We start from the raw sequence: 5,365 nt of genomic DNA on the forward strand, positions 1-5,365 counted from the left end.
AGGTCCTTTGCTGCAATATGAAGAATGCGTATCATGTTGACCCCATATCAAAAAGTATCATTGTCACCCACGTGTGATGAGTATATGTCCCTCAGTTCTTCTGCCGAGGCCACTTCAGACATAAGGCTGTCGAAAACAATACTTCCCTTGTCAAGTATGATAACACGGTCACACATGTTGTACGTTCTGTTGATATCATGGGTTATCATCAGCCTTGTGGTGTCCTTTGGGTCAAGGTCCAGCAATACCTTCTCAAATGTGTGGGCTGCGTGTTGGTCAAGTCCTGTATAAGGTTCATCCAGAAAAAGAATTGAAGGCTCATGTAAAAGTGCCCTTGCGATGGAGAGACGCTGCTTCATACCCCTGGAAAATGTGGATACACGGTCATCTGCTCTTTTAACAAGCTCGACCTGCTCCAACAGTCCATTTATACGAGCTTCAAGATTCTCACTGGCAATACCATACATCTGTCCAAAGAAGCGCAGATTCTCTACTGCGGTCAGGTCGTTGTAGAGATATGTTTCATGGGAAATGACGCCTATGATACCCCTCAATGAGCCCTGATCGTTTAAAATGTCCTTGCCGTTGACCATTACAGTACCCTCAGAAGGAGAGGATAGAGCTGACATGATCTTTACAAGGGTTGTCTTGCCTGCACCATTAGCACCCAGCAGAGCTACGAACTCCCCTTTCTTTATGTCCAGATCAATGCCTTTTAGTACAGGCATATTACCGAATTTCTTTGAGACATTGTTGAGAGACAGTATAGCATCCATCGGAATAAGATTGCGTTCTGCATAAATTAACGTTTTGATGAAAACACCCGTTCAGTCTATGGATGAGGCCATCCACAAGACATATCGAACTGAATAATTCACCAAACGAGCGTAAGCCTGCTATTATAAATTATGACCATAAAGTAGCCTATTTTATGGTCAAGATCAAGAAATCGATAGCAACATACGTTACAATCAACTACAGTAATATTTTATATATAATGTTGGAAGAGTATATATTAAGAAATGTTCAAAATAATCAAATATTGTTATCGGCAAATGGTTGCATTATACTTGATTTTCAAAGATCTTATTGAATATATCGAAAAGGTTCGAACTGAGGTGAATAAAGAATGAATCAGCATACAAGACTGATATATTTGCTCTTATTGGTTTTTGCAGTTATCTTAGCAGGGATCTCTACTGCTGGAGCACAAACTTCTGGTGAGATATGCGTAAATGCAGAGATACAGGAAATAAGTCCTAGTTCAATAGGTATCGATGAAGAGTTCACCCTGGGAATTAATATTGAGAGTTGTGGGTCTAAAGCTCCTGAAGACATTACCTTTGAGATAATCAGCATCCCTCCGGATATCATAGTTACAGAAGATCTTGTTACCAAAATTTCTAAATTATCTTATAGTACAAGTGAAAGGCACCTGGTATACCACATGAGGACAACTAATGATGCCAACCCTGGCCCTCATATCATAAAGATGAAATTAACATATCCAAATATGGAGTTGGAAACAACAAAATATTATGAAGTTGAGATCAGAGTAATAGGCGAAGACGCTGAACCAAGAATATCTTCTGTCACAACCAGTCCTGAATATATCTATGAGGGAGATACAGTTGACTTAAGATTAGGCATAGAGAACTTCGGGGAAGCAATAGCAAAGTCTGTATCAGTTAGCCTGGATCATGAGTTTAAAGGAATTAAGAATTCTACAATTGGAACTCTTGGCATGAATGGCACTCAAACTGCATTGTTCAAATTCAAGGCAAACCAGTCAGGAGAGTTCGAGATACCTGTCATTATTTATTATGAAGATGATTTTGGCAAGCAAAAGGATGAATATGACATTACAATAACCGTGCTTGATAAAAAAGGGAGTTTGAACCTTGCATCCGTAAAGGTCGATCCTGTTCTTCCTTACATGGATGAGACTGTGGAATTGACCATGAGGATCGAAAACTCTGGTGACAGGACAATAAATTCAATAAGGGTCTATGCTGACCATCCGTTCAAAGGACTAAAAGAATCCTTTATAGGAACTCTTGATCCAAATGAAGACGGACCTGCAGTAATTACTTTTATAGCTGATCAGGCAGGGGAATACGAGATCCCTGTGACCATTACGTATAGTGATGATTTTGGGGAAGAACAGATCGATACGAAGATCAACATTATTGTCCTGGAAAGTAATAGTGGAGCAGGAACAGCTGCAATCGTATTGATCGTCTTAGCGGTTATTGGAGGGCTGATCTACAATAATTACAGAACGAAAAAGTCAAAGGATGAGATAATCAAGCAGTTAATGGAAGGCAGTGATAGCTCTGCTGACAACAAAGAAGAATGAGAGGTCTCCAACATGATCAACGATATCAGGGTGGGGGCTCTTATTGCATCCAGCAGTGTAAAGAGAGGAAACAAAAAAACACTGATGTTCATAGTCTTTGTTCTCTCGCTCATTTTTATGAACTTAGTGTTCCTCCCATCAATGATAGGAGGAATGACCGTTCTATTCACTGGATTCATGCAGGACTACCCTTATGGGGATGTTGTTATTGAACCAACAGGCGACAACACCTATATCAACAATGCAGATAGCGTCTTGAAGAAGGTCCGGGCTGTGGAAGGCGTAAGGGCCGCAACAAAGAGACTCGATGTAGGGGCGTCGATCGATCATAAACAGAAAGTTGTAGGAGTAACTGTTACAGGACTGCTTCCCACAGAAGAGTACGAAATATCACAATACCCATATATTATTACTGACGGGGATTTCCTGGGAGAGCTTTCCCGGGATGAGATAATCATCGGTGCTATGATCGCAGGTACAGGTTTCGGATCAGAGATATATGATAACCTGGGTGAAGTTAAGGTAGGGTCTCTTGTTGATGTAACGTACAGCAATGGCGTAAAGAAGACCTATAAGGTCAAAGGTATCATGGAAGGCACATTCGAACTTGTTGACCTTAATGCCCTGGTTCACTACAAGGAGATAGAAGAAGTATATGGTCTGGAAGGAAGCAAAGCTACCAGTGTAGTTGTAAGGATCGACAAGCAGGGGACTGAAGAACATATCCAGGATAAGATCAGAGAAGCCGGAGTGAATGAGCAGGTCTTTACCTGGGCTGATAAATCAGAGACCCTAATAAAGCAGGCAATGCAAAGCATGGGTGCCATAGATATCATGTCAAAGTTCGTGAGTTTGATCGTGGGCGCTGCATTGATCCTTATCATTATCTACATCAACATACTTAATAAGAAAAAAGAGATCGGTATTTTAAAAGCAATAGGCATTACCCCCAGATCAATAGTATTGTCCTATGCGTTCCTTAGCACATTCTATGTTTCTTTAGGAATAATCGCAGGATTGGCCTTATATCTATCACTCATGTTTTACTTCCAGGCAAATCCGGTAGTATTCTACGAGACCATGGAAATAAGGCCAGTGATAGATTCCATGCTGCTTATTCAAAGCATAATTACAATGCTTACACTATCAGTGATAGCCGGAACACTTCCTGCATGGAGTGTATCAAAAGAGCCCTCGCCCTCCAGCCGCACAGGACATATTTCTCTCCTCAAAAGCCTTGGTAGTGTTTGGGGTATCAGCCTTTGTTGCGCCCTGAAAATAGCTCGGTCATCAATTGCTCCGCCTCTCTATGGGCCATTTTGATGTCGTCCGATTCGGCAATCATCAGCGCAGCCTCGGTGAAGGCCCCCATAACCACCCGATTGAACATAGCCAGTCGATACTGTTGCAGGGAATCCAGGTTCTCTCGATAGTCCGTCGCCGAGCGGGCTTTTTCGCTGACCGCACTGGTGGTCCAGCGCCCACGACCCAGAATATTGGGGCTGTCCAGCAGCACAATGCGTCTGAAGGCGGGGTCGTCACACAAGTCGAGAAATGCACGCCAGTTGGCAAGAATACCCGCTCCGTGGTCCGCAGCCGTGCCGATCTTCATGCTGGCAAGGATGCGCTCTTCCATCACCTCGTTGACCGCGGCAAACAATGCCTTCTTGTTGCCGAAATAATGATAAATAGGACGTGTGGTCAAGCCGCAGTCGCTGGAGATTTGCTCCAGCGAGGTATCGGCGTAACCGTTCTCTCCAAACAAGCGACAGGCGCTGTCCAACACAGCCTGCCGCGACTCCGCCCGGCGTTCCGCCTGTGTTCGCCGCGTGGCTGCAAGATTACTCATTGCTCCATCTCCAGTTGACATATGCAACAGTACTACATATTATTTACAGCGTCACTACATTTTCAAGGAAAGTCATGAGCGAGACCCTGGATAAAGTGTTCTCACCGGTCAGGTAGGCCCAGCTTGAATTGAAAAACCGCATCATCAAGGCTGCCACCTACGAGGGCAAAACCCCTGATGGCGAACGTGGCGAGCTGTTGCTGGACTTCCATAAGGCGGTGGTGGAGGGCGGTACCGCCATGACCACCATTGAAGCCCCGGTGGGGTGTATTGCCCCCTCAATGCATCTGCGGGATCGATGGCCCAACAGCAATAAAACCACTTCAGGTAGATTTGATTATGAAAAAAGGCATCTGGCAAACTGGTCGAATACTGGCAACACCCATACTGGCGACATTGCTGGCGGCCTGTGGTGGAGATCCGCACCCCACCGGCACCATAATGGGCAAGGCCCTGCCCGCCGCATCGGTAGAGCATCGCGAGGCCTCCCGAGAAACCGCTGCCTCTTCGATGGGTAAACCAGGGGTTCCGCAGATTTTGTTCGGCGACTTGCATGTCCACAGCACGTATTCCGTCGACGCCATGACCCTGGAGTTGCCCATGTTGGGTGGGCAGGGCTTGCACACTGTGGCGGACTCCTGTGATTTCGCTCGCTACTGCGGCAAGCTGGATTTCTTTAGTTACAATGATCACGCTGAGGGCCTCACGCCAAAATTCTGGCAAGCCACCAAGGACATTGTGCGAGCCTGTAACGCCAGTTCGAATCCCATTAATCCTGACCTGGTGGCATTTGCCGGCTGGGAGTGGACTCAGATGAACTCCGACGCCAACCGTCACTGGGGCCACAAGAATATTATTTTCCCCGGGACTGCCGACGATGAATTACCCCTGCGCCCCATCAGCGCCCGCATAACACCGGAAGATCTTGGGGTGTTCGCCAGCGCCCGACAGAGCGGCTCGGTAAAATATATCGACCCCTTGAACTGGAAAGCCTACGCGGGCATGGTGCGGCTGTTGGACGATATCGAGGCGGTGCCCGGCTGCGATACCTCCGTCAATACCCGGGATCTGCCACCAGACTGCCATGAGAATGCACCCAGCCCGGACATTTTGTACCGCAAACTGGACGAGTGGGGCTTTGACCATATGGTCATACC

5 protein-coding genes are annotated in these 5,365 nt (G+C 46.0%); 3 read left to right on the top strand and 2 right to left on the bottom strand.

The features are described 5' to 3' along the window. Positions 1-47 precede the first annotated feature (47 nt). Entirely contained in the window at positions 48-776 is a 729-nt protein-coding gene (locus QAS77_RS10290) for an ABC transporter ATP-binding protein (protein ID WP_305065394.1), read from the bottom strand. 353 nt (positions 777-1,129) lie between these two features. On the opposite strand from QAS77_RS10290, the gene QAS77_RS10295 reads away from it, so the two are divergent. Next, positions 1,130-2,359: a COG1361 S-layer family protein gene (locus QAS77_RS10295; RefSeq protein WP_305065396.1), complete on the top strand. Its 1,230-nt coding sequence runs from the start codon at positions 1,130-1,132 to the stop codon at positions 2,357-2,359. A gap of 12 nt (positions 2,360-2,371) precedes the next feature. After that, positions 2,372-3,682 (top strand): ABC transporter permease, encoded by a 1,311-nt coding sequence (locus QAS77_RS10300; protein WP_305065397.1) that lies wholly within the window; start codon positions 2,372-2,374, stop codon positions 3,680-3,682. Here the strand turns inward: QAS77_RS10300 and QAS77_RS10305 are convergent. Continuing rightward, a complete protein-coding gene (locus QAS77_RS10305) occupies positions 3,615-4,208 on the bottom strand; it encodes a TetR/AcrR family transcriptional regulator (RefSeq protein ID WP_305065399.1) in 594 nt (197 codons plus the stop codon). The two genes, QAS77_RS10300 and QAS77_RS10305, sit on opposite strands and share 68 nt — an antisense overlap. Before the next feature lie 339 nt (positions 4,209-4,547). Between QAS77_RS10305 and QAS77_RS10310 the strand changes: the two genes are divergently transcribed. Then, the coding region (locus tag QAS77_RS10310) for a hypothetical protein (protein ID WP_305065401.1) at positions 4,548-5,365 on the top strand (818 nt) is incomplete at its 3' end.

This window comes from Methanococcoides sp., from assembly GCF_030594565.1.
Classification (GTDB): Archaea; Halobacteriota; Methanosarcinia; order Methanosarcinales; family Methanosarcinaceae; genus Methanococcoides; species Methanococcoides seepicolus.

Bases quoted from the DNA above. Each gene is read 5' to 3' on its own strand.
- QAS77_RS10290 (WP_305065394.1), bottom strand. From the start codon at position 776: ATGGATGCTATACTGTCTCTCAACAATGTCTCAAAGAAATTCGGTAAT.
- QAS77_RS10295 (WP_305065396.1), top strand. From the start codon at position 1,130: ATGAATCAGCATACAAGACTGATATATTTGCTCTTATTGGTTTTTGCA.
- QAS77_RS10300 (WP_305065397.1), top strand. From the start codon at position 2,372: ATGATCAACGATATCAGGGTGGGGGCTCTTATTGCATCCAGCAGTGTA.
- QAS77_RS10305 (WP_305065399.1), bottom strand. From the start codon at position 4,208: ATGAGTAATCTTGCAGCCACGCGGCGAACACAGGCGGAACGCCGGGCG.